Source organism: Brevibacterium sp. RIT 803 (assembly GCF_016892625.1).
Classification (GTDB): Bacteria; Actinomycetota; Actinomycetes; order Actinomycetales; family Brevibacteriaceae; genus Brevibacterium.
Map to the genome: position 1 here is coordinate 369,093 of NZ_JAFEMW010000001.1, position 23,290 is coordinate 392,382.

The 23,290-nt window shown below is 63.0% G+C and carries 23 protein-coding genes; 12 read left to right on the forward strand and 11 right to left on the reverse strand.

Annotation, left to right across the window (positions count from 1 at the left end):
* Positions 1-28: 28 nt before the first annotated feature.
* Both JTF07_RS01655 and JTF07_RS01660 read right to left on the reverse strand, forming a co-directional pair.
* The gene (locus JTF07_RS01655) at positions 29-1,171 is read right to left on the reverse strand and encodes a threonine aldolase family protein (protein ID WP_204232591.1); all 1,143 of its coding nucleotides are present in this window, start codon (positions 1,169-1,171) and stop codon (positions 29-31) included.
* Positions 1,172-1,298: 127 nt separating this feature from the next.
* Entirely contained in the window at positions 1,299-2,270 is a 972-nt protein-coding gene (locus tag JTF07_RS01660) for a GlxA family transcriptional regulator (RefSeq protein ID WP_204232592.1), read from the reverse strand.
* A 101-nt stretch (positions 2,271-2,371) separates the two neighbouring features.
* On the opposite strand from JTF07_RS01660, the gene JTF07_RS01665 reads away from it, so the two are divergent.
* The gene (locus JTF07_RS01665) at positions 2,372-3,655 is read left to right on the forward strand and encodes an APC family permease (RefSeq protein WP_204232593.1); all 1,284 of its coding nucleotides are present in this window, start codon (positions 2,372-2,374) and stop codon (positions 3,653-3,655) included.
* Between the two features lie 51 nt (positions 3,656-3,706).
* On the opposite strand, the gene sucD is transcribed toward JTF07_RS01665, so the two are convergent.
* Positions 3,707-4,603: a succinate--CoA ligase subunit alpha gene (gene sucD / locus JTF07_RS01670; RefSeq protein ID WP_204232594.1), complete on the reverse strand. Its 897-nt coding sequence runs from the start codon at positions 4,601-4,603 to the stop codon at positions 3,707-3,709.
* Between the two features lie 18 nt (positions 4,604-4,621).
* Positions 4,622-5,791 (reverse strand): ADP-forming succinate--CoA ligase subunit beta, encoded by a 1,170-nt coding sequence (gene sucC, locus JTF07_RS01675; RefSeq protein WP_143924159.1) that lies wholly within the window; start codon positions 5,789-5,791, stop codon positions 4,622-4,624.
* A gap of 195 nt (positions 5,792-5,986) precedes the next feature.
* Between sucC and JTF07_RS01680 the strand changes: the two genes are divergently transcribed.
* The 4 genes from JTF07_RS01680 (at position 5,987) to JTF07_RS01695 (ending at position 9,409) form a co-directional block, all read left to right on the forward strand.
* Entirely contained in the window at positions 5,987-6,481 is a 495-nt protein-coding gene (locus JTF07_RS01680) for a MarR family winged helix-turn-helix transcriptional regulator (protein WP_204232595.1), read from the forward strand.
* A 78-nt stretch (positions 6,482-6,559) separates the two neighbouring features.
* Complete coding sequence (locus JTF07_RS01685; RefSeq protein ID WP_204232596.1) at positions 6,560-7,261, forward strand: GNAT family N-acetyltransferase; 702 nt, start codon at positions 6,560-6,562, stop codon at positions 7,259-7,261.
* Positions 7,262-7,426: 165 nt separating this feature from the next.
* Positions 7,427-8,140, forward strand: coding sequence for a hypothetical protein (locus JTF07_RS01690; RefSeq protein ID WP_204232597.1), 714 nt, complete (start codon positions 7,427-7,429; stop codon positions 8,138-8,140).
* Positions 8,141-8,179: 39 nt separating this feature from the next.
* Complete coding sequence (locus JTF07_RS01695) at positions 8,180-9,409, forward strand: FAD-dependent monooxygenase (RefSeq protein WP_204232598.1); 1,230 nt, start codon at positions 8,180-8,182, stop codon at positions 9,407-9,409.
* Positions 9,410-9,464: 55 nt separating this feature from the next.
* Here the strand turns inward: JTF07_RS01695 and JTF07_RS01700 are convergent, their stop codons facing one another.
* Both JTF07_RS01700 and JTF07_RS01705 read right to left on the reverse strand, forming a co-directional pair.
* Positions 9,465-10,082 (reverse strand): histidine phosphatase family protein, encoded by a 618-nt coding sequence (locus JTF07_RS01700; RefSeq protein WP_204232599.1) that lies wholly within the window; start codon positions 10,080-10,082, stop codon positions 9,465-9,467.
* Between the two features lie 111 nt (positions 10,083-10,193).
* On the reverse strand, positions 10,194-11,381 hold the full coding sequence (locus tag JTF07_RS01705) for a PEP/pyruvate-binding domain-containing protein (RefSeq protein ID WP_252199221.1): 1,188 nt from the start codon (positions 11,379-11,381) through the stop codon (positions 10,194-10,196).
* 59 nt (positions 11,382-11,440) lie between these two features.
* Here JTF07_RS01705 and JTF07_RS01710 point away from each other — a divergent pair, with 59 nt between their 5' ends.
* Positions 11,441-11,851 (forward strand): DNA-binding protein, encoded by a 411-nt coding sequence (locus JTF07_RS01710; protein WP_204232601.1) that lies wholly within the window; start codon positions 11,441-11,443, stop codon positions 11,849-11,851.
* Entirely contained in the window at positions 11,848-12,483 is a 636-nt protein-coding gene (locus JTF07_RS01715; RefSeq protein WP_204232602.1) for a transcriptional regulator, read from the forward strand. The genes JTF07_RS01710 and JTF07_RS01715 overlap by 4 nt, the downstream gene beginning before the upstream one ends.
* A 42-nt stretch (positions 12,484-12,525) precedes the next feature.
* On the opposite strand, the gene JTF07_RS01720 is transcribed toward JTF07_RS01715, so the two are convergent.
* From JTF07_RS01720 to JTF07_RS01740, 5 genes are all read right to left on the reverse strand, one after another.
* Positions 12,526-12,885, reverse strand: coding sequence for a hypothetical protein (locus tag JTF07_RS01720; protein WP_143924248.1), 360 nt, complete (start codon positions 12,883-12,885; stop codon positions 12,526-12,528).
* A gap of 131 nt (positions 12,886-13,016) precedes the next feature.
* Positions 13,017-14,123: an adenosine deaminase gene (locus JTF07_RS01725; RefSeq protein ID WP_204232603.1), complete on the reverse strand. Its 1,107-nt coding sequence runs from the start codon at positions 14,121-14,123 to the stop codon at positions 13,017-13,019.
* Between the two features lie 90 nt (positions 14,124-14,213).
* A complete protein-coding gene (locus tag JTF07_RS01730; protein WP_252199222.1) occupies positions 14,214-15,362 on the reverse strand; it encodes a BMP family ABC transporter substrate-binding protein in 1,149 nt (382 codons plus the stop codon).
* A gap of 42 nt (positions 15,363-15,404) precedes the next feature.
* Positions 15,405-16,574 (reverse strand): amidohydrolase, encoded by a 1,170-nt coding sequence (locus JTF07_RS01735; RefSeq protein ID WP_204232604.1) that lies wholly within the window; start codon positions 16,572-16,574, stop codon positions 15,405-15,407.
* Between the two features lie 161 nt (positions 16,575-16,735).
* The gene (locus JTF07_RS01740) at positions 16,736-17,851 is read right to left on the reverse strand and encodes a mannose-1-phosphate guanylyltransferase (protein WP_204232605.1); all 1,116 of its coding nucleotides are present in this window, start codon (positions 17,849-17,851) and stop codon (positions 16,736-16,738) included.
* A 316-nt stretch (positions 17,852-18,167) separates the two neighbouring features.
* On the opposite strand from JTF07_RS01740, the gene sdhC reads away from it, so the two are divergent.
* From sdhC to JTF07_RS01765, 5 genes are all read left to right on the forward strand, one after another.
* Complete coding sequence (sdhC, locus tag JTF07_RS01745; RefSeq protein ID WP_101572978.1) at positions 18,168-18,545, forward strand: succinate dehydrogenase, cytochrome b556 subunit; 378 nt, start codon at positions 18,168-18,170, stop codon at positions 18,543-18,545.
* Between the two features lies 1 nt (position 18,546).
* Positions 18,547-18,999: a succinate dehydrogenase, hydrophobic membrane anchor protein gene (gene sdhD, locus JTF07_RS01750; RefSeq protein WP_204232606.1), complete on the forward strand. Its 453-nt coding sequence runs from the start codon at positions 18,547-18,549 to the stop codon at positions 18,997-18,999.
* A gap of 10 nt (positions 19,000-19,009) precedes the next feature.
* A complete protein-coding gene (gene sdhA / locus JTF07_RS01755; RefSeq protein WP_204232607.1) occupies positions 19,010-20,770 on the forward strand; it encodes a succinate dehydrogenase flavoprotein subunit in 1,761 nt (586 codons plus the stop codon).
* Positions 20,770-21,567, forward strand: a complete 798-nt coding sequence (locus JTF07_RS01760; RefSeq protein WP_096157341.1) for a succinate dehydrogenase iron-sulfur subunit — start codon at positions 20,770-20,772, stop codon at positions 21,565-21,567. The genes sdhA and JTF07_RS01760 overlap by 1 nt, the downstream gene beginning before the upstream one ends.
* Positions 21,568-21,816: 249 nt before the next feature.
* Positions 21,817-23,070, forward strand: a complete 1,254-nt coding sequence (locus tag JTF07_RS01765) for a D-alanyl-D-alanine carboxypeptidase family protein (RefSeq protein ID WP_204232608.1) — start codon at positions 21,817-21,819, stop codon at positions 23,068-23,070.
* The last annotated feature ends 220 nt before the right edge of the window (positions 23,071-23,290 follow it).

A 23,290-nucleotide genomic window follows, 5' to 3' on the forward strand; every position in this document is an offset into this window, starting at 1 on the left:
ACCTACCAGCCGTTGACCACGCTGAGGGTCAGGGACCGACGATGGCTGCGATGAGGTCGTCGACGTCCTCGGCGGTGGTATCGAAGGCACACATGAGGCGCACCACGTTCTTGGCCATGGGCCAGTCGGCGAAAGCGAATCTCTGCCGAGCTCGTGCTGCGACCTCCTCAGGCATGTGCACGAAGACCACGTTTGATTCGGTCTTCGCCACGATCGAAATATCGGGTGCACGACCGGCGGCGGCTGCCTCGGTGAGGCCATCTGCCAATCGTTGGGCCATGCCGTTGGCGTGACTCGCGGAGGTGCGCCACAGCTCACCGTCGTAGAGGGCGCCCAGCTGGGCGGAGAGGAAGCGCATCTTCGATGACAGCTGCAGGTTCATCTTCCGCAGGAACTTCATCCCCTGGCCGATGTCGGGGTTGAGGACGACGATCGCTTCTGCGCCGAGGAGTCCGTTCTTCGTCCCACCGAGGCTGATGATGTCGACGCCGGTCGCCGTCGTCAGCGACCCGAGCTCAGTGTTCAGATAGGCCGCGGCATTGCCCAGACGCGAACCGTCAACATGCAGGATCATATCGAGCCTGTGAGCCGTGTCGGCGATCTGGCGAATCTCCTCCGGCGTGTATGTCGTGCCCCATTCGGTCGATTCCGAGATACTCACAGCCAAGGGCTGAGCGTTGTGTTCGTTGCCGCGGCCAAGCACCGCGCCTTCGATGATCTCAGGAGTCAGCTTCCCGTCGGGAGTAGCTGCGCCGATGATCTTGAGCCCGCCGACCTTCTCCGGCGCACCGGTTTCGTCATAGTTAATGTGGGCGGAGGCTGCGGTGATGACAGCCGCCCAGCGGGGCAGCGCCGACTGCAGCGCGAGGACGTTGGCGCCGGTGCCGTTGAAGACCGGGAACGCCTGGGCGGAGGGTCCGAAGTGGCCCTTCATGACTTCACTGAAGCGGGCGGTCCAGGGATCACCACCGTAGCCGGGGGTGTGCCCGACATTGGCTTCCGTGATGGCGGCGATGACTTCGGGGTGGGCGCCGGCCCAGTTGTCGGAGCCGAAGTTGCGCGGATGAGCCGAAGGCGAGGTGTCGACGGGCTGCGGGTCGATCGGTTGCGGGGCGAGGGGCGTTGCCTGGTCGGCAGGTATGTTCTGGGACAGCGGTGTCTGATCATTCACACGTTCAGATTAGCCTCCCACGCGGGCCCCGCACAGTCCGTTCCAGAACCACCCGTGGCAACGGGGTGATTTGATGCTGGCGGGACGGACTGCTGAACTAGCTGGAGGGAAAGCGAGCCCGGGTGAACTATGCCCCCAAATTGAACGATTGTCGGTAGGCCGAGGGGGTGGTTCCGACGAGCGCTCGAAAATGTTCACGCAATTGTGTTGCCGAGGCGTACCCCACGTCGTGGCCGATCTGGTCGATTGACAGGTCTGTATTCTCGAGGAGCTCCTGCGCTCGCTGAACCCGCTGATGAGTCACCCATTTGAGCGGCGTGGTTCCGACCTGCGCAATGAATCTGCGAGTCAGCTGTCTCGTAGAGAGAGCGGAACGTTCGGCCAATGCGGCAAGATCCAGGTTCGTGCCCAAACGGGCCTTCGCCCAGTCCAAGGTCTCGGCCAGACCAGTGTCCCCTCGATCAGCGCCGGCCGCATCAACACGGCTGGGCCAATCGACGAACTGCTGCTGCCCGCCGTGTCGCAGCGGTGCCGTGACCATCCGTTTGGCGATCGTGCTCGCCGCGGCCGCACCCAGCTCTCGTCTCACAACATGCAGGCAGGTGTCGATGGCCGCCGCTGTACCGGCCCCGGTGACGACCCGGCCGGTGTCGGTGAAGAGGTTGGCACTGACGACGTCCACCAGTGGGAACCTGCGGGCCAGCTCATCTTCGAACAGCCAATGAGTGCTTGCAGACAATCCGTCCAGGACACCGGTCTCTGCGAGGATGAAGGCCCCGCTGCACAGAGACACCACGAGCGCACCGTTCGCATGCGCTTCCCTGATGGCTCGATGTTCCGCCGAGTTTCCGGTCGATGGAAGCGTCGCAGAGACGATGACGACATCGGCATCGGCGAGCCCCTCGAGACCATGTGTCGATTCGACGCACACCGACGGCCGGTGCTTCGATTCGACCCGGCCCGGGCCGCCGTCCGAGCACACCCGATAGTCGACGAGCGGCAGGCCAGCCTCTGAGCGGTCGATTCCGAAAACCTCCGCCGTCACCCCGAATTCGAAGAGCGAGATCCCCTCTCTGATCAGTACTGCCACAGTCCACATGTCATCCAGTATGGCCCTCAACAACGCAGATGTCTCGAAACCGTTGATGAATGTCATTTCAGCCACTCGTCGATCCGCCGTGTTCGCGATTGAGTGAAGATATGACAATGCACCAACAGCTCAGCTCGCGTCTCTCCTCGCGCATCACCGGCGTAGCCGCCGGTCTGGCGTCCGTCGTCGGCGCTGGACTCATCGGAGTTCCGGCGGCGGTGATCAGCGAAACCGGCTCCGCTGCAATACTCACGTGGATCGTCGCGGCCTTGGCATGTGTCCCTATGCTGTGTCTGTTCAGGGACACTGTGGTGAGTCGACCCGAGAGTCGTGATCCGCTGCGAGACACGGTGCGGTCGGGCCTGGGCCGAACGGCAGGAGACATGGTGCCGCTGCTGTTCGGAATCGTCGTGCTCGTCGGTCTGCCGGCGGGATCGGTGATGGCCGCCAGGAATCTCTCAGCCATCACGGGATCAGCACTGCCGGAGAGCGTGACTGCCATCGCGATCCTCGCAGTCGCTGTGGCGACGAACCTGCTGGGCAAACACGTCGGTCACCAGGTGGAGAGGATAGGGACAGTGGCCCTCATCCTCTCCCTGGCCGGAGTGGTCGTGTGGTCGACTCTCCATTCTCAGCGAGTCCCCGAGATCTTCCCCGACGGAGGAGACGTCCTGCTGGTCCCCGTCGGTTTCATGGTGGCCTTCTGGGCCTTCATCGGCTTCGAGAACCTCACCTTTCTGGCTCGGGATCTGCCCGACCCCAAACGAGAATTCATGCCCATCGCATTGACGAGCCTGGGTCTCCTGCTCCTCCTCACCACCTCACTGACCGTCGCGGTCCTCGTCCTCACGCCCAGAGCGGATCCGGTCACCGGGGTCGTCGACGCGCTGCGCACGACTCCCTACGGCGACGCCGCCGCATTGGTCCTCGCCGCATCCGGAGCAGTGGGGATGCTTCTCAACTCGGTCGCCTGGGTCCGCGGTGTCGGACTGGTCATCGATTCTGCCGCCAGGGACGGGATCCTCCCCCACAGCGTCGCTGGGCGCGACGCGCTGAATCCGCGGCGCGCCATCACGATCATGAGCTGCGGCTTCGCGATATCGCTGGTGCTGCTCCAACAGAAGCCGACCCTGGTCATCGATATGCTGGCCGCAGCCAGCGGAGTATTCATCGTCATCTACACCTTGTGCATCCTCGCCTACGTTCGAGCCTTCGGTCTCAGGGTGTCGACTGTCGCCAACCTGGCACTCGTCCCATTCCTCCTCTGGTCGCTTGCGTCTTCCGGGTGGAGAGCAGCGTTCCCGCTGGCCGCCGTCCTCATCGCGTGGGTCATTGTTCGTGTGGGAGTCCGCAGGACGAGTGTGCCGGAGATGCACGAAGCCCGCCTCCCCTGAGGGAGACGGGCTTCGAAACTGTGCTTCAGCCGAATCTATACTTCAGACGACTCAGGCGAGGAGTTCGCGCATGAGGTCAGCGGTTTCGGTCGGGGTCTTGCCGACCTTCACGCCTGCAGCCTCAAGGGCTTCCTTCTTCGCCGCAGCAGTACCTGAGGAGCCGGAGACGATGGCACCGGCGTGGCCCATGGTCTTGCCCTCGGGAGCGGTGAAGCCTGCAACGTAGCCGACGACCGGCTTCGTCACGTTGTCCTTGATGTAGGCAGCGGCACGCTCTTCAGCGTCTCCGCCGATCTCGCCGATCATGACGATGGCTTCGGTCTCAGGATCATTCTCGAACGCTTCGAGCGCATCGATGTGCGTGGTGCCGATGACCGGGTCACCACCGATTCCGATGGCAGTGGAGAAGCCGAGGTCACGCAGTTCGTACATCATCTGGTAGGTCAGCGTGCCGGACTTGGAGACCAGTCCGAGCTTGCCCTTCTTGGTGATGTTGGCAGGGATGATGCCTGCCAGCGATGCCTCTGGCGAGATGATGCCCGGGCAGTTGGGTCCGATGATGCGGGTCGCATTGCCTGCGGCCTGAGCACGTGCCCAGACTTCGGCGGCGTCCTGGACCGGGATGCCCTCGGTGATGATGACGAGCAGACCGATCTTGGCGTCAACGGCTTCGATGGCTGCATCCTTGGAGAATGCCGGGGGCACGAAGGCCACGGAGACGTCGGCACCGGTGGCTTCCATCGCCTCGGCGACTGATCCGAAGACGGGCAGCTCAATGTCGTTGCCGTCTTTGTCGGTGTGCTTGACGGTGGTGCCGGCCTTGCGGGCGTTGACACCGCCGACGACATTGGATCCTGCTGCGAGCATGCGCGCAGTGTGCTTGGTTCCTTCGCCGCCAGTGATGCCCTGGACGATGATCTTCGAATCGGAATTCAGGAAGATAGACATTTATGTAAAGACCTTTCCTTACTTGGCAGCAGCCAGTTCGGCGGCCTTATCGGCTCCACCGTCCATGGTGTCGGTCAGAGTGACGAGTGGGTTCGCGGCTTCCTTGAGGATCGCACGTCCCTCTTCGACGTTGTTTCCGTCGAGGCGGACGACGAGCGGCTTGGTGGCCTGGTCGCCGAGGATCTCGAGAGCCTTGACGATGCCGTCGGCCACTGCGTCACACGCGGTGATTCCGCCGAAGACGTTGACGAAGACTGACTTGACCTGCTCATCGCCGAGGATGACCTCGAGCCCGTTGGCCATCACCTCAGCAGAGGCACCGCCTCCGATGTCGAGGAAGTTGGCAGGCTTGACGTTGCTGTGCTTCTCACCGGCGTAGGCGACGACGTCGAGGGTCGACATGACGAGTCCGGCACCGTTTCCGATGATTCCGACTTCGCCGTCGAGCTTGACGTAGTTGAGGTCGAGCTTCTTGGCCTTGAGCTCGAGTGGGTTCTCTGCGCTGTCATCGCGCAGCTCCTCGTGCTCAGGCTGGCGGAAGTCGGCGTTCTCATCGAGAGACACCTTTCCGTCGAGCGCGATGATGTCACCGGCACCGGTCTTGACCAGCGGGTTGACCTCAACGAGGGAAGCGTCTTCCTTCTCGAAGACGGTCCACAGGGACATCAGCACGGGGGCAACCTTGGCGGCGGTCTCCGCGTCGAAGCCTGCTTCCTTGGCGATCTCTTCGGCCTTGGCAGCATCGATTCCGTCGATGGCAGAGACTGGGATCTTGGCGAGCGCTTCCGGACGTTCCTCGGCGAGCTGCTCGATCTCCACTCCGCCTTCCTTGGAGCACATGGCCAAGTAGGTGCGGTTGGACCGGTCGAGGAGAACCGAGAAATAGTACTCTTCAGCGATGTCTGCACCTTCGGCGATCATCACCTTTTCGGTGATGTGGCCCTTGATGTCGAGACCCAGGATGTCCTTGGCGCGAGCTTCGGCTTCTTCAGGATTCTTCGCAACCTTGACGCCGCCGGCCTTGCCGCGGCCGCCCATCTTGACCTGAGACTTGACGACGACTACTCCGCCGCCGAGTTCTTCGGCTGCCTTCTTCGCTGCTTCTGGTGTCGTCGCGACCTGAGCCTTGAGCACGGGCACTCCGTGCTTCTCAAACAGGTCACGTGCTTGATACTCGAAAAGATCCACGTGTATTCCTTCGTTTCTACTGCCGGGTCTTTTGGCCCCGCAGGTGCGTTGACGGATGCAACAACCATGACCACTTTATTCCCAAGTGGCCCCGTCCATCCAAACGTGCAGGCCAAATCAGCCGATGAGTAAGAAATATCTCGGTAAAAAGTATCTTTGGCACAAAGAATCTTGATCTGGACGTAAAATCGGAACATGGACGAGGTTGATCGGATTGTCGCGGCGTGGCGCCACGAGCGCCCGGATCTCGACGTGTCGCCGATGGAGATACTCTCCCGCGTCTCACGGCTGGCCCGCCAACTGGATTTGGCACGGAAGTCCAGCTTCAGCGACTACGACATCGAGGGGTGGGCCTTCGACGTGCTCTCCGCCCTGCGCCGTTCCGGTGCGCCCTATCAGCTCTCCCCCTCAACTCTGCTGCAGGAGACACTGGTCACCAGCGGCACCATGACCAACCGCATCGATCGACTCGTCACCGCCGGCTGGGTCGAACGACTGCCAGACCCCGGAGATCGCCGAGGTGTGCTCGTGCGGTTGACGGCCGATGGCCGCGCCACGGTCGACTCCGCGCTTGCCGACCTGCTGGTCAAAGAGCGTGAGATCCTCAGCGACCTGACTCCGGCAGGACGTCGCAAGCTCGCCTCGCTGCTGCGGCAGCTCTCGACCGGATTCGACGCCGACGAGAGCTGAACCCCTGTCGCAGGGTGAACTCGGGCAGACGCAGACCGATCGCAGGAAGAGTTCAACGACGAACGAGAAGGAGATGTCATGACCGACGCGAACCTCACCGACTGGACCGGGGTCAGTCCACCTCGGCGGGAGACGATCCACGGGCGCTATGTCGACCTCGAGCCCCTCGACCCTAGGCTGCATTCGGATTCGCTCTTCGCAGCAGCCTCGGCGGACGGATCAGATGAGCGTTTCCGGTACCTGCCGCAGATGCCGCAGACAGCACGGGAGGACTTCGACGAGTGGATTCACACAGCGTCCGAATCGCCGGATCCCCTTTTCTTCGCCGTGGTCGACCGCAGCACCGGGCGAGCCGAAGGTCGACAGGCGCTGATGCGCATCGATGCGAACAACGGCGTCATCGAGATCGGCAACATCCTGTGGGGACCGGCCCTGTCACGGACTCGAGGAGCCACCGAGGCATTCTTCCTCTTCGCTGACCTTGCCTTCGCCAGCGGATACAGGCGCTTCGAATGGAAGTGCGACAACGGCAATGCCCCCTCGAAGAAGGCAGCGACGCGTTTCGGCTTCACCTTCGAGGGACTGTTCCGACAGCACCTCGTCGTCAAGGGCCTTAACCGCGACACCGCATGGTTCTCCATCATCGACACCGAATGGGCCAGTCTGCGCGCGGCCTATGTGCAGTGGCTCGATGAGGACAACTTCGACGAAGCCGGACAGCAGAAGGTCAGCCTGAGCGATCTCATGCCGAACCGAGCACAGCAGCCGCGAGCACACTAGACAACGGACAACGCACGAGCTCCATGCGAGCCGAGCAATTCGGCTCCAGCAATCGCGCCCAGGCCAGCGCGTCCACCGGTGCGAGCGCGCCCTGTCGGATTAGGCTGGAAGGAGAGACCGGGCCCCGGGTCCGGCACCGCCACGACGACCACCTCACGAGGAACCATGCGAACTCGCTCTCTTGCCCTCCTGACCACCGCCGCAGTGCTGGCCACGATGACAGCCTGCGTTCCCACCTCGGAGGAGACCCGCCCCGAACCGCGACCCTCCGTCAGCGAGGAGGAAGTCACTCCGATCGAGACCCCCGATGACGCCCCGAAGGTCTCCATCGTCGATTCCTCCCCCGGAGGTGCGAAGGACGCTGATCCCCTGTGGCAGGGCCTCGCCGAGGCGGCCGCAAACAAGTCCGAGGCCTACCTCAAGGTCTACGTCCACACCGGCAACCCCGACGTTCCCGATTCGGGTGAGGCCACCATCACCGCCGACACCCCGGACAGTGTCAGTGTCACCGTCGATGCCGAGAGCGTCGACACCGCGAAGTCACCGTTCCTGCTCATCCAGGGAACCTTCACCGTTGAGGAGATCGGCGGATCCGCGTACACCCTGAAGGCGAAGAACTCCGATGACATTCCGGAGCTCGATCCGAAGGGCCCCGATGATGAGGCTCGCTGCACCGCCGAGGACGCGCAGGACCGAATCTCGCTGGCTGCACAGGATCTGGCCGATGATCCCGATAAGCGTGAGGATTTCCGTCAGCAGTGGGGCGCCTCTCCTCAGGTCTGGTGGGGCATCCAGAAGACCGCGAGCAGCCTCAACCAAGAGGGTGGAGTCGCCGGTGACTTCCTCACCGAGGCCTGCGGGGAGTATCTTCAGCAGTAAGGCAGACATCTCCCAAGTCGCACGAGAGGCCCGCACCCCATGAGGATCGCGATCGTCGGAGCCGGCATCGGCGGGCTCTCAGCCGCCGTGGGGCTGCAACGGGCCGGGGCGCAGGTCACCGTGCTCGAAAGGTCCGCCGAGGTGCGTGCCGGTGGTTCGGGTCTGTCCATCTTCGCCAATGGGCTCAGGGCCCTCGAATCGCTGGGCCTCGGCCCTCAGTTCGCGGCAATCACTGACAGGCAGGCCGAGTCCTTCGCTGCGGGCCAACGACGCCCCGACGGACGCTGGATCGCACGCCTTCCCACCGACAGCGTCGGTGAGCTGCGGATCGTTGACCGAGCCGACCTGCATCGGATACTGCTCGATGCCCTCGATGAGGGAACCGTGCGCACCAACTCTTTGGTCACCTCGGCGAGCATTGAGGGCATGATGACTATCCGGCCCGGGACGGATGTGGAGTCTGCAGAAACACAGTCGGAAGCCCAGGAACGCTTCGATCTCGTCATCGGTGCCGATGGTCTCAACAGCCAGGTGAGAGAGTCCGTTGAGTCCGGAATCGGCCCTCGCTATTCCGGATATTCGTGTTGGCGTGGAATCACAGAACGCCCGGTCGACCTCGATGGAGCCGCTGGCGAGACCGTGGGTCGGGGCCTGCGCTTCGGCATCGCTCCACTCAAGGACGGGCGCGTGTACTGGTTTGCGGTGGCGAACATGCCCCAGCACGCGAGCTTCGCCGATGAGAAGGCGGCTGTGCGGGACCTGTTCTCCTCCTGGCATGCGCCGATCGCCGATCTCATTGCCACGACACCGAGTGACCGAATCCGACGGACCGCGATTTCAGACCTCGCCACTCCCCTGGCGACCTACCACCGGGGACGCGTCGTCCTCCTCGGCGATGCGGCCCATGCGATGACCCCGAATCTGGGTCAGGGCGGCGGTCAGGCCCTCGAGGACTCAGCGACGCTGACCGCGCTGCTGGCACCGGTCATCGCGAACTCGTTTGGCCCCGTGACCCCAGCGGACCCGGTGAGCTCAGCAGATACGCCGACGTCAGCAGGAGGAATCGACGTTCAGCTGCGGCTCTACGACCGGCTGCGCAAGAGGCGCAGTCAGTCGATTGCGGCCAAGTCGCGAATTCTCGGTTCCGTCTTCCAGATGCAGTCACCGTTCCTATCCGGAATACGAGATGCGGTCTTCACTGCCGTTCCTGCACAGGTCACGGCGGCCCAAGCCGCCAACGTACAGAAGTGGAACCCGCCGAGCGCCTGAGCTGGCGGGTGGCGGGTGGCGGGTGGCAAAGCTTGTTCGCCCGATCTGTGTCACATCACGGGCGAGGCACGTCAGGGAATCCCGTCCATTGCAGATGCGGCGGCAGATGCCCCATGTCGTTGAACATGATGATCGTCGGCGGAAGCTGGAACCGGTGTTCGATGACAGTCAGCGCCGTGTTGGCACTGTTGAGGCCCAGCCACCTCTGCGGTGGCGCTTCCAAGGCATCACGCATCAGCCAGGCGATCGGATAGGCATGGGTGATAAGCGCCTCGTGCACATCACCATCGCGCCCGGCAATGGCGTCGATCCCAGCTGTGCCGAAACGAGCGGTGAGACTGTCAGCGATCTTGTGCCCGGCGTCGGCCGCAACGTTGGCATACCCGTCGAAGAACGGCACCCATGCCGGCGGAGTCTCAGTTGGCGTCGGCACGTAGGGAACGTGGTCGAGCAGCTCCGGTGCCTCTCCTACTGTGACCTTGCCGGTGAGGAAGATGTTGAGCTCCCGGGCGCTGTCGGCGGCGCGAGGCAGCGGAGAATGCCAGATAGCTTCGATGGGCAGATGCGCCAAGCGCCTCCCCAGGAGTCGTGCCTGCTCTCGGCCTCTGTCGGTGAGGTTCCCGAACGCGTCAGCATCGCCGTGTCGTGCGATGTAGAGATATCGTGTTCCCATCATCCAGTTCGGGGCTGTTTCAGCCGGCTGGCTCCCCCATGCCTTTCCTTGTGATCGCCGAATCGTTCTTTGTCGGGCGCGGATCGCCCCTAGTCGGTCCCGAATAGTGAGTCAGTGCATCGTGATCGTTCCCGCTGTTCCGTCGATGGTGATGAGATCACCGTTGGCAAGGCGGGCCCTCGCCGAGGTAACACCGAGGACCGCGGGGATGCCGTACTCCCGCGCGACGATCGCTGCATGCGAAAGTGCCCCTCCCACCTCGGTGACGACACCGCCTGCGATCGTGAACAGCGGCGTCCAAGAGGGATCAGTGAAGGAGCAGATCACTACTTCACCGGGCTTGACGTCGGAAAATGCGGACAATCCGGAGACGATGCGGGCAGGCGCAGTCACGACCCCGTGGGACCCCGGGGTCCCGTCCAGGGTCTTCTCCTGAGTCAGACCGGAGTTGCTGACCGAATCGGAGCCGATGGCCGGATCGATGGCGGGCATCGCCGGCAGCGGGGCGGTCACGGGACGCGATTGGATGATCCAAATCTCGTCGCCTGCAATGGCCCACTCGATATCCAGCGGACCACCGAGGACGGCAGATGCCCGCACACCCAGAGATTTCAGACTCCGGAGCGTCTCGTCATCGAGCGTTCGCCTTGTCTGCAGCTCTTCGGCCACCACACTGGTCTTCGTTCCATTGTGCTCTTCAACGGCATCGGTTCGGACGTCTTTGACGCCGATGGCGGCGGTGATGGCGCCGCTGGGTCCGACCTCGAACGCATCGGGTGTCAGTTCACCATTGACGACGGACGACCCAAGTCCCCACGAAGATTCGATCCGGGTCGGTTCGCCCACGCTGAGGGGTGTGAACATCACCCCTGAGACTTCGGCCTCCACGAGAACCTGCACGAGAACTGCCATGCCTGTCACAGGGTCACCCGAGCGACCGCCACGGCGACGGTAATCTCGCACGCGCGCCGAGTCTGCTGAGCGCCTGCAGGACGCAATCGCCGCACACACATCATCGATGCCGCGGACGCCGAGGACGGTGTCATACATACCTGCACCGGATGCGCCTGCCGTGTCTTCATCGGCGGCCGAGGAACGCACCGCCACTGCCGGATCACCCAAACGCGAGAGTTCCTGGTCAATCCGTTCGCGCACCGTTTCACCGCCCTGAGAGGCAAAGGAACAGTCGGCTTGCACGACGAAGCCGTCAGGCACCGGAAGTCCGGCGCGCAGAAGCCTGGCTAGTGACCTCGCTTTTCCTCCGTACAGAACCTCGCGTGCGTCGGCGAGTATTCTCATCATCGCCTCTCTCAACATTGTGTTGACAACATACCGTTGATGTTAGCAGAATGTGGCCTATGGATGGCAAGCACGAGACAGACCACACCAGCCCCGGAGACAGATCCGTCAGGGATCATGAACAAGCGCCGCGCGAACATGAAGCGCAAGCTCGACTCCTGACTCTCGGGGCGGATCAGCTGGAGGCCCGTGAGTGGCGCCCCGAACCAGCCCCGCCCACCGCGGTCGACCTCACCCAGTTCGCACTGTGGAGGTCGACAGACCTCGGCCCTGACGATCTCCGGGCGGCGTTGACCCTGCTTCCCGCAGCTCGCGCGGAGGTCGAGGGAGTCGAGATCGGGATCATCTTCGCTGCGCGAAGCGAGGGACTGACATGGTCGCAGATAGCCGCAGCAATGGGCTTCCGATCTCCACAGGCCTGCCAACAATACGTGGCCCGTTTGAACTCTCGCCAGGATATGCAGCGATGAGTCACCGCTCAGAGCCTCAGCTCCTGGTCCTCCATGCGGTGCGACTGCTCGGCTTCGCCGGTGTGGACGACATTGCACACCGTGCACGAGCCAGCACTGAGGATACCCAGGTCCTGCTGCGCCAGGCCGAACGCAGCAACTGGGTGCAGCACCTTGAGTTCTTCGACCTCAACGGCTGGTCGCTGACCGACATCGGCAAATGGGAAAATGAGCGACAGCTCGCACTCGAACGTCGCGATGCCGATCCCGACGACGAGATCGCTGCGGTCTACAAAGACTTTCTTCCACTCAACGCCCGGATGCTGAGTGCGACCACCGACTGGCAGATCAGGCCGAGCCCCGGCGATGCCTTCGCTGCCAATGATCACTCCGACCGTGATTGGGACGCACGGGTGCTCGAGGAGATCGAGATACTGGGGATCGAACTCGCCCCGCTGGTCAAACGGCTGACGAACGTCCTGACACGATTCGAGGGCACCCTGACTCGTTACGAGTCGGCTCTGCGCAGAGCAAGAGAAGGCCAGACCATGTGGATCGATCGGACCGATGTCGATTCGTGCCATCTCGCCTGGTTCCAGCTCCACGAGGATCTCATCGCCACACTGGGCATCGATCGCGGTGCTGAGACCTAAGCGGCGAGCCTACGGGCACGCAGTCGTCTGAGCGCTGAGGCCTCAGCCTTCGAGTGCCCGGTTATAGGCGTCGACGACCGAGGGCAGGAAATACCCCAGAAGCACAGCGAGCGCCGTGACCAGGCAAGCCAGGCCGAGCCACAGGGATCCGGCGATGACGCTGAAGGCGAAGACGATGACGAGCAGTTCGAACGCGATCGCCGCCGGCCGGGCCCAGCGATGCAGTTTCCATGATCCGCGCGCTGCAGCGGCCACGCCGGCAGCAAAGATAAGGAACATGACGGCCAGGCCCAGCAGAGAACCTGCAAGAGCACCTGCGCTGAATGCGGTGAGGATGAATGACAGGGCGGACCCCAGAAGGGCCAGCACCTGAATCCCGAGAACCACAACGACCAGCAGCATCGCTCGTGGCGTGGGAACACCGTGACCGTCAGACGCCGACGTATCGCCCGTGCCTGTTGATCTTCCCGACGCCGATGAACCACCCGACGGCGAGGAGCCGCCGGGTGTGTTCGAACGCTTGTCCCGTGAACTCAAATATTCACCCGGGCGAACCCTGGAATGAGGATCTCGTCGAGCATGCGCTCGCGCACATCGAGTGGCAGGAATGCCGCGGTGACAGCGTTGACGGTCGCCCACTCAAGGTCGGTCTGAGTCCAGCCGGCCTCATCGACGAGCAGACGCATCTCACGCGTGACCGACGTCGCTGACATCAGTCGGTTGTCCGGGTTGATGGTGACAGCGAAGCCCAAGTCCTTGAGGCCGGTGATCGGGTGGGAGGCGATGGTGCCGCCGATGTCGGTCTGCAGATTCGAACTGGGGCACAGCTCGAGCGGGATCTGCTGATCGAGGACCCAGGCAGCCAGGCTGCCCAGCTGACCTTCGCCTTCGACGATATCCATGTCCTCAACGATGCGGGCACCGTGGCCGATGCGCTGGGCATGGCAGATGGTGAGAGCTTCGTGGATCGAGTCCTTGCCGGCAGCCTCACCGGCGTGGATCGTCACGGGCACATAAGCCTGGTGGAGTGCGTTGAACGCGGACAGGTGCGCCGAGGGCGGGAAGCCGTTCTCCGGACCGGCGATGTCGAAGCCGACGACTCCGGATTCGGATCCCTTCTCGCGATGTCTGATGGCCAGTTCTGCAATGGCCATGGAATTGTCCGCCTGGCGCATTGCTGTGATGATCTGGCCGACGCGGATGAACTTGCCGTCGGAGGATGCTTCGATGACTCCGGCTTCGAGTCCTTCCTGAACGGCTTCGACGACCTCATCGAGTTCGAGTCCGCCTTCCAGGTGCTGCTCCGGAGCCCAGCGGGCCTCAGCGTAGAAGACCCCGTCGGCGACCTGGTCGAGGACCCATTCCTTGGCCACCCGCATCAGGCCCTCACGACTCTGCATCACGGCAGCCGTGTGCGAGAAGGTCTCGAGATAGCGGACCAGATCACCGGAGCTCGCGGAGTCGTGGTACCACTTGGCCAGCGCATCCGGTTCGGTGGCGGGCAGTTCGTGGCCGACAGAGGCGGCCAGTTCGATCAGCGTGGCGGGGCGAAGGCCACCGTCGAGGTGATCATGGAGGGAGACTTTGGGCAACTGCAGGATCGGGTCGTCTGCTGCGACACCAGCGGGAGTATTCAACACCCCCACAGCTTATCGGATCAGCGTGGAAGAACGATGTGCGAAACGTGTCCCGCCGTCGACGTCACCGCCGTCGCTGCCTCACCCCGGTGCTCAGGATTTCCTTGGATCGATGTCCCCGCTCTTGATCCGCTCCCGCAGATCGGCGATGCTGCGCCCTGCGTCGGAAGTCTGGCTGAGGAAGCCGTCCTCGGCGGCGACCCTCACACCGCCGTTGTCGATCGTGCCCTTGTAACGGCGGTCGGCAACAAGGAATCCACCCATCTCGGTGGGATCCACCTTCGACGCTTCGGCCACCTCGTCGGGATTCTTGCTCTGCGGCCATTCGGGGAACATGCTCCGCAGTCCCCTGCGGATGTTGGGCTCGATGGTCGCGATGATCGTGTCACTGAAGGCCCCCGGTGCCCCATACCAGATGACCTTCGGCAGAATAGGGTCATCGTCCTTGTCGTTCGACTTGGGCTCTTCTGTGGCCAGAGCCTGCTGCTTCTCGGTGGTCGCGGTGACAACTCCCATCGCAGCCGACGACCCGAAGGGGACGACGACGTCGACGTCCGAATCATGGGCTGCGTCGAAGAAGTCCTTCCCCGCATCGCTGGTGTCGGCCACGGTCCGATCATCGACCGCCTTTTCTCGGAAGGACTTCACATGTTCGACGTCCTCATCGGCCTCGTCGTTGTAGAGGTCGACCCCGGCATCGAAGGCGTCGAGTATCTTCTTCGCCTGCGGGAACCCTCGTGACACGACCGTGCCGACCTCGCCCGACTCGCTGGCCGTTGCCGCAATGTATCCGGCGATGAAGGCCGGCGGCACGAGGTCGAAGTCAATGCTGAGCACATTGTCCGGGAAGTCATCGTGACCGCTGGCCACACCCAGGTAGAGGTTCTTCGAGTGGGTTCTGGCCTGGTCTTCCAATTCGTCCGCGCCCCCGGGTCCGAGCACCGTGGTCAGTGCGCAGTCCTGATCGTTCATCCTCGTCAGCGCCGCCGAGGTGGCCGCTGAGTTGGTCACCCGCTGGCTCGAAGTCGCGGAGAACAGTCCGTGGGACCGCGCCAGCTCCGTCTCTGCGAGGGTCAGTGCCCCGGCCGAATGATCGTCGAAGCCGGCTGGGGCCGAGATCATGCATCCGAGTGTTTCGTCCTCGACGGGTTCGGGGGTCGACATCGAACAGGCGCTCAGTGCCACCAGGCTCAATGCGCTGAAGCCGGCGCCCAGCACCGCGCTCATGCCCTTTGCTCTCATGTCTCCAAGATTATCGGTTTTATCTGAGTTCCCGGTGGGGTGTCAGTTCCGCTCGAGAACCTTCAGCGCGGTGGCGGTGAATATGCGGGCGGCGATCTCGACGCTGTCTTCGTCGATGAGCAGGTCGCCCTGGTGGATGTCGTACGTCGTGCCGCCTGGGGTGCGAGTGCCCATGCGCACCAGGGCCCCGGGACAGTGCGTGAGGTACCAGGCGAAGTCCTCGCCGCCCATCGACTGCGGGGTCAGCTGGACGGAGTTCTCGCCGAGTTCTCCTCGGACTGCGGACTCGATGAGCGCAACCTGGTCTTCGGTGTTGACTACCGGCGGAACACCTCGGCGATGGTCGAGATCGACGGTGACCCCGTACGGTCCGGCGATCCTCTCCACCAACTCGGGAAGCACCTCGGCGACCTGGTTCCAGCCGTCGACGTCGAGGCAGCGCAATGTCCCCCTCAGAATTCCTTCGCTGGGAACGACATTGGCTGCGTGGCCGGCGCTGATCTCGCCCCACACGAGGGAGATCGCGTGGCGCGGATCGATGAGCCTGCCCAGCGTCGAAGGCAGGTCGGTGGCGAGTTTGCCCAACGCGTAGACGAGGTCTTCGGTCAGATGGGGCCGTGAGGTGTGCCCGCCGTGGCCTGAGAGACGGATGATGACGGTGTCACCGGCCGCGGTGATGGCGCCGATGCGCGAACCGATCCGTCCGACGTCGACATTGGGGTCGCAGTGGACGGCGTAGACCTCGGGCACATCGTCGAGGACACCCTGGGCGATGATGCGCAGCGCCCCGCCGGGAGTGACTTCCTCGCCGGGCTGGAAGATGAGTCGGACTCGTCCGCCGAGCCCTCGGGGTGTGGATTCGTGGAGTCTCTGCAGGGCGATGCCGGCGCCGACGAGTCCGGTCAGGTGCACATCGTGACCGCAGGCGTGTGCCACACCGGGCACCGTCGAGGCGAAGTCCTCGTCAATGAGGTCATCGATGGGCAGCGCGTCGATATCGGCTCGAAGCCCGAGGGCGATCGGCCCCTCGCCGACTTCGCAGACGACCCCCGTGCCCTCGAGCCGCTGAGGTGACAGACCGGCCGCTTCAAGACGCCGGATGATCTTGTCCGTGGTGTCGAACTCCTGGAAGGACAGTTCCGGGTGCGCATGGATGTCGCGGCGGAAATCGATGAGTTCTGCACCGATCTCAGCAATTGTCGAGCTGATCACGTCTGGTCCTTCTGGGAGCGCGACGCCGCCTGGGCGCGGTTCGGATATCTGAGACATTGACTGCAATGCTAAGCACTCGGCGTCACATTTGGGCGCACTGCGACCAAATTCGACATACTCTGCCGACGACTCCGGCCTGGGAGACCGGATACACCGCTTGACTACAGCAGGTCGTCGAGGCCGCGCTCACCGGCGGCCGAGACTGCCTTCTTCACATCCTGGGCGTGGGAGCGGGAGGTGATGAGCAGGACATCCTCGGTGTCGACGACGACGAGGTCGTCGAGGCCGACGATCGCTACCGTGCGCGGCTTCTCGGACTCGGAGAAGACGACCCCTGAGGCGTCGATCTCGAGGAGGTCGCAGTTCTGGCCGATCGAGATGACCCCCGCGGGCTCACCGGGCACCGGCTGGCGCAGGCGTGCCACGGAATCGAAGTCGCCGACGTCGTCCCAGCCGAAGTCGCCGGGGATGACGATGACACGGCCAGCCGCGGCAGCGGGCTCGGCGACGACGTAATCGATGGCGCGCTTCTCCAAACCGGGCCACACGTCGGCGAGCACCTCAGCCTGAGCATCGGAGCCCCACGCCTGCGCAATCCGCGACAGACCTGCGTACAGGGTCGGATCCTCGGTTTCGAGGACCTCGAGAAGGGCGGAGGCCTTGGCGATGAACATGCCTGCGTTCCAGCGGTAGCGGCCGGAGTTGACGTAGGCGCGCGCCGTACTCGCAGCCGGCTTCTCGGCGAAGGCCATGGCTCGCCGCGCAGTCGGTGCGCCGTCGAGGCCCAGCAGATCACCGGTCTCGATGTAGCCATAGGCGGTGGCGGGGTTGCGGGGCATGATGCCGATGGTGACGATGTCACCGGTCTCGGCGGCAGCGCAGGCCTGGTCGATGACCAATCGGAACTCGTCGACGTTGGTGATCGAATGGTCTGCGGAGAACGAGCCGACGATCGCGTCCGGGTCCTCTCGTGCGATGAGCATGGTCGCGAGACCGATCGCGGCTGCTGAATCCTTCGGCGACGGTTCGGCGAGGATCTTGTGCACCGCGATCTCGGGAAGCTGCTCAGCGACCTGATCACGGTGGCTCTCCCCCGTCACGACCCAGACGTTCTCGGGTCCGACGAGGGGTGAGACACGATCCCAGGTTGACTGGATCAGGCTTCGGCCCGTCCCCAACACGTCATGGAGGAACTTCGGCGATGCCTTGCGGGAGAGCGGCCAGAGCCGGGTTCCGGATCCGCCGGCGGGGATGATGGCGTGGAAGTGTGTGTTCACACCATCAGTGTCTCAAAGTTCGGGCACTCTCTGACCGATGTTGTCCGCCGTGTCGGGGTGAGGAGAACCGTAACCGGGCCGGCTCAAACCCGGAAAGCATCTCGACTCACCAGGTCAGCCCAGAGGCCAGAAAAGTTAGCGCATACGATTGTGATGTAATTGAATTTCGTCGTATCCGAGAATGACCGCTGTGAGGGAACTGCCAGGAACTTAATGTGATCCACCACGCTCAGGCGAAGCTCGACTGGCAACCAGGCGGCGTTCGGCGTAGTTTCTTGATGTACACAGTCGATTAATCCAAGATGGAGGATGCTCCGTGGCCAAAGCGTCTACGGGCACTCTGTACCGAGGAAATGAAGGAATGTGGTCCTGGGTCGCGCATCGCGTCACAGGCGTCGGAATCTTCTTCTTTCTGTTGGTCCACGTGCTCGATACTGCACTCGTTCGCGTCTCACCCGAGGCCTACAATGCCGTGATCGGAACCTACAAGACCCCGTTCATGGCCATCGGCGAGATCGCACTCGTTGCCGCAATCGCATTCCATGCGTTCAACGGCCTTCGCGTCATTCTCGTCGACTTCTCGAAGAGCGGACCGAAGAATCAGAAGAAGCTGTTCTGGGGAGTCATCATCGTATGGCTCATCATTATGATCGCCTTCATCCCCCGCCAGCTGATGCACACGTTCGGAGGATGACATGAGCACAACATCGATCCCGGCTCCGCGCACCGGCTACTCGCGCCACAAATCAACACGTTCGAAGTTCGAGATGTTCGCATGGCTGTTCATGCGCATCTCCGGCGTCGTCCTCGTCATCCTCATCTTCGGCCACCTCTTCGTGAACCTGTGGGCTGGAGAAGGCGTCCAGGCCATCGACTTCGGGTTCGTGGCCGGCAAATGGGCCAGCCCGTTCTGGCAGATCTGGGATCTGCTGATGCTGTGGCTGGCAATGCTGCACGGCACCAACGGCCTGCGCACCATCATCATGGACTATGCCGAGAAGCCCGGCACCCGCATGGCCCTGCAGATGATCCTCTACATCGCTTCGGTCATCGTCATCGTGCTCGGCACGCTCGTCATCTTCACATTCGATCCCTGCCCGGCCGGAGCCGACCCCGCATTGCTGGCGTCGTTCTGCTCGGCCGCATAGAAGGAGAAACATGCAGGTACATCAATACGACGTCATCATCGTCGGTGCCGGTGGCGCCGGGATGCGTGCAGCGATCGAATCGGGCCAGCGTGCCCGGACCGCAGTCCTGACCAAGCTCTACCCCACGCGTTCGCACACCGGTGCGGCCCAGGGTGGCATGTGCGCCGCACTGGCGAATGTGGAAGAGGACAACTGGGAGTGGCACACCTTCGACACCGTCAAGGGCGGCGACTACCTGGTCGACCAGGATGCCGCCGAGGTCATGGCCAAGGAAGCCATCGACGCCGTCCTCGATCTCGAGAAGATGGGGCTGCCCTTCAACAGGACACCCGAAGGCAAGATCGATCAGCGTCGCTTCGGTGGCCACACCCGTGACCACGGCAAGTCCCCGGTCCGTCGCTCCTGCTACGCAGCCGACCGCACCGGTCACATGATCCTCCAGACTCTGTACCAGAACTGCGTCAAGCACGGTGTCGAGTTCTACAACGAGTTCTACGTCCTCGACCTGGCCATGACAGAGGTCGATGGAGTCCGCCGTCCGGCGGGCGTCGTCGCCTACGAGCTGGCCACCGGCGAGATCCACCTGTTCCAGGCCAAGTCGGTCGTCTTCGCCACCGGCGGCGTGGGCAAGGTCTTCAAGACCACCTCGAACGCACACACCCTGACCGGTGACGGCATGGCCGTGGCCTACAACCGGGGCATCCCGCTCGAGGACATGGAGTTCTTCCAGTTCCATCCGACCGGCTTGGCCGGTCTGGGCATCCTGCTCTCCGAGGCGGCCCGCGGTGAGGGCGCGATCCTGCGCAACTCCGACGGTGAGCGCTTCATGGAACGCTACGCCCCGACGATCAAGGACCTCGCTCCTCGTGACATCGTGGCCCGTTCCATGGCCAATGAGGTGCGCGAGGGCCGCGGCTGCGGTCCGAACAAGGACTACGTTCTGCTCGACCTCACCCACCTCGAGCCCGCGCACATCGATGCGAAGCTGCCCGACATCACCGAATTCGCCCGCACCTACCTCGGTGTGGAGCCCTACACGGAGCCGGTCCCGGTCTTCCCGACCGCGCACTACGCCATGGGCGGCATTCCGACCAACGTCGGCGCCGAAGTGCTGAGCGACAACGACAACGTCATCCCCGGCCTCTACGCTGCCGGTGAGGTTGCCTGCGTGTCCGTGCACGGTTCGAACCGCCTGGGCACGAACTCACTGCTCGACATCAACGTCTTCGGCAAGCGCGCCGGCATCGCCGCCGCGGAATATGCGAAGACCGCTGACTTCGTCGAGCTGCCGGACGGCGCCGAGGGCGATACCGTCACACTCCTCGAGAAGATGCGGACCTCCGATGGCACCGAGCGCATCGCCGCCATCCGCAAGGATCTGCAGGAGCTCATGGACGCCAACGTCCAGGTCTTCCGCACTGACGAGACACTGCGCGAAGCGCTCGACGAGATTGCCAAACTGCGTGAACGTTACAACAACGTCGGCATTCAGGACCGCGGCAAGCGCTTCAACCTCGACCTCCTCGAGGCCGTCGAGCTGAACTTCCTGCTCGAACTCGCCGAGGTCATCTCCGTCGCCGCCATCCACCGTAAGGAATCACGCGGTGGGCACTTCCGAGAAGACTTCCCGGATCGTGACGACGAGGGATTCATGCACCACACGATGACGTACCTCGATCCTGATTCCGAGACCGACGGCATCAAGGGTATGCGTCTGGAGACGAAGCCCGTCATCGTCACCCGTTACCAGCCGATGGAGCGTAAGTACTGATGAGCACCGATACCTCAACCGAAACCCCGGAGCCGGCCTCGAAGATCGACCTGCCCGACCATGTGGCCGGCGACAGCGGTTCGATCCCGTCGTTCGACTGCACCTTCCAGATCGCACGCTTCGATCCCGAACAAGACGAAGAGGCGCACTGGGAAGAGTACAAGGTCACCATGTACGGCACCGACCGTGTTCTGGACGCGCTGCACAAGATCAAGTGGGAGGAGGACGGTTCGCTGTCCTTCCGCCGCTCCTGTGCCCACGGCGTGTGCGGCTCCGATGCCATGCGCATCAACGGCCGCAATCGTCTGGCCTGCAAGACCCTGCTGAAGGATCTTGACACGTCCAAGACGATCACCGTCGAGGCGATCAAGGGTCTGCCTCTGGAGAAGGACCTCATCGTCGACATGGAACCCTTCTTCCAGTCGTACCGTGAGGTCATGCCGTTCCTCATCACGTCCGGTCACGAGCCGACGCGCGAGCGTCTGCAGTCGGCCGAGCAGCGTGAGGCATTCGACGACACCACGAAGTGCATTCTCTGCGCAGCGTGCACCTCATCGTGCCCCGTGTTCTGGACCGATGGTCAGTACTTCGGGCCGGCAGCCATCGTCAACGCGCACCGCTTCATCTTCGATTCGCGTGACGAAGGCGGAGACATGCGTCTGGAGATCCTCAACGACAAGGAAGGCGTGTGGCGCTGCCGCACCACCTTCAACTGCACCGAGGCCTGCCCTCGTGGCATCGAAATCACCAAGGCCATCGCCGAGGTGAAGCAGGCAGTCCTGCAGCGCGCATTCTGATCTGAACTCCTGAATCGCCGAGGCGGTCGTGCACTCTTCGTGCACGACCGCCTTTCGCGTCCCCGCGGGGGGCGCCTGGGGTGTGCGCCCTGGGGGTGTGCGTGGGGGCGCCTGGGTGACCTGGCCAGCCTGAGTCAGATTAGACAGGTTTGAACCAACTCAGTCTGACTTCGACTGTCGAAATGCTGTGCTCAATCGCACGAGAGTCCCTGAGGACGACTGCTCCTTCACCGTCGTAGACTTGTACGCATGCTTTCTACCCGCTCTTCCTCTGCGTCGCTGACGACAACTGCCTCGCATTCGTTCGGCGTGGGAGTGCGCCTCATCGTCAGCGCCATCCTCGCATTGCTGCTGATCGGGGCGCAGCTGGTCCTCTCCCCCGGCACCTCGCACGGTGTGGGCCAACCGGGTGAGAAGCAGGAGAAGGTCTACGAAACTCCGGCCGACCTCGGCGATGGAGCGAAACCGCCGCAGCCGGTGGGCACGTCGTGGCTGGTGGGTGACCTCGACACGGGTGAAGTTCAGGCGGCGCACGATATCGACAAGAAGCACGCACCCGCTTCGACGATCAAACTCCTGACCGCGCTGGCTCTTGTCGACGTGCTCGACGATCCCAAACGGAAGGTCGAGGCAGAGTTCGAGGACATGGAGATCGACGGCACCAAGGTCGGTCTCATGCAGAAGAACAAGTACACCGTCGATCTGCTCTTCCACGCGATGCTGATGTCGAGTGCCAATGATGCCGCGAATGCCCTCGGTCGGGCCGCCGGCGGCCAGGAGAAGGCAGTGGCACTCATGAACAAGAAGGCCGAAGAACTGGGGATGACGAACACTCACGCAGCCAACACCTCAGGCCTTGACGACACGACTCAGCACATGACGGCCTCAGACATGATGAAGCTGGCGTGGGCAGTGTGCGAGAACGACTACCTGATGGACGTCATCAGCACCGAGACGTACAAATTCCCGGGTGGCAAGAACCCGGAGACCAAAGAGAAATTCAAGGGCTACGAAATTCAGAACCACACGAAGATCGTCGGCCAGATCGACGGTGGATTGGGCCTGAAGAACGGATTCACCCGCCAGGCCAAGGGGGCCTACATCGCCGTTGCCGAACGCGACGGCCACCGTGTGGTTTCGACGATGCTCGGCATCGACAACAACTCCCGCCAAGCCGCCGTCGACCTGCTCGAATGGGACTTCGCCCAGAAGGAACCGAAGTCTCTTCAGACCGTCCCTGTCGGCCAGTCGATGACGCCGAGTGCCGATGCGACTGCCTCGGAGAGCGGCAGTGATGCCGGCGGCGCCGACGCCGCTTCCGTCGGGACCGAGATGGACTCAGGCGATGGTGCAGAGTCGACTGAGTCCAAGTCCTCGGCGAAGATCCTCGGCGTCTCGAATGAAACGCTGCTTCCCATCGGAATGCTGGTCGTGGCGGCTGCGCTTCTGATCACCGCGCTCATCATCGTGCTGAGTCTGCGCCGGGGCAAGACCTTCCGCTGATCAACCACTGTTTTGACTTCTCGTCTCCGATGCGGTTAAGCTGATGTCTTGCGTGCGGAGTCGTCCGGCTTCATTGAACCATCTGATCCGCTGAGCACGATGACACGTCGCTCATGAGCGAGAATTCAGATCCAGGTTCGACATTGCAAATGATTCGCCACGGACACTGTCTCACTTCGAATCGCAGATCCCCCACCGTGAAGGATCAACCCACACCACG